The sequence below is a fragment of the Novipirellula artificiosorum genome, assembly GCF_007860135.1.
GTDB lineage: Bacteria > Planctomycetota > Planctomycetia > Pirellulales > Pirellulaceae > Novipirellula_A > Novipirellula_A artificiosorum.
The window spans coordinates 1-1,325 of sequence record NZ_SJPV01000063.1; the positions used below are offsets into that span (position 1 = coordinate 1).

Genomic DNA, 1,325 nt, shown 5'->3' on the forward strand with positions numbered 1-1,325 from the left:
AAGCCGAATTGGGCCCGCTTCTAAAACGGCTTCACGAAGAAAATCAGGATGACATCCAAATCAAAAGCCGCTATGCCGATTACTTGATCGCTACCGAGAAATTGGCAGAGGCGGTTCCGCTACTTACTGATTTAGCTCGGATCCAACCGATGCAGGGCCTGCGTGCGGCAGCGATTTTTCGGCAACTTGGTCAGCACACGGAATCGGATCGTCTAGCGGAGCAAAGCTTGGCGTCGGCCAGTCAACTTTGGAAGGAACAACCGACCAGTGCTGCGATCGCCTTAGCGGTTGCACAGAATCAATCATTCCTTCAGCGACATCGTGATTCCGTCAAGACTCTTGACACGGCACTCAAACGATCCAAAACGGCGGAAGACACGAAAGTCCTACGAGCAGCGATGGCAGATACGATCGTCGCTTGGGTGCACTATATCGAAGCATCACGCGGCGAATCGGAAGAGTATGAACCGCAGTCGCTGCAAATGTTGCAACTAGCACTTCAATACGCGCCGAATCACCCTCGAATCTTTGCGTGGATCCTCAATCTCGACCTTGCGGCTACTAATGAAGATGACAGGCAGGTCAATTCCCTTCGCGAAGCGTACATGAAAGGAACGTCACCCGGGATGGCCCATTTCCTTCTAGGCACCGCCGCACTGATGAAAGACGACTCTGAAACGGCGGAGAATCACCTGAAATTGGCTGCCGAAACGTTGCCGCATCGGGGAGCGATTTTGAATAATCTAGCTGTGGCGATGGCGACTCGCCAAGGAGGTGACTTGGAACAGGCGTTAAAGATCTCCGAATTCGCGGTCGAATACACAGAAGATCCCTCACCTCACTATTACGAGACTCGCGGACAGATCCTCATGAAACTCGAGCGATACACCGATGCGATCCCGGATCTCGAACGAGCTCTGAAGGTCGAGTCGCTTCAGCGGAACGCACATAAATCGTTGGCAACGTGCTATGACGCCATCGGGCAAAAGGAAATTGCCGAACAGCATCGCAAAGCAGTCGAGGCGATTGCACAGCCGCAACCTCAACCGAAGTGAAGATCCGTCAAGAATTTCAGTCCGCCGAGTGAGGCGTCAATCGCGGCCATCACTTCGTTAATCCGACAGTTCGCAAACGAGTATCGCTGCCCTAAGATTAGAGATTTGGACAAAGCTCCCGTTACCGAAGGATCGGTCGCTGCTGCGATGCGGGTACCGCAGGACCGGATGGATTCGCAATACGCTGAGGAAACCGTTCATCGGCAAGACTGGCCTGAGCTTTGCGTCGAAGTGTTTGGGCCACCCAGCCAGCCAAATCTTCGCGATCAC

General features: G+C 53.4%; 1 protein-coding gene. It reads left to right on the plus strand.

Annotated features, from left to right (window positions below):
* On the plus strand, positions 1-1,055 hold a 1,055-nt coding region (locus Poly41_RS34720; RefSeq protein WP_197232009.1), incomplete at its 5' end, for a tetratricopeptide repeat protein.
* Between the last annotated feature and the right edge of the window lie 270 nt (positions 1,056-1,325).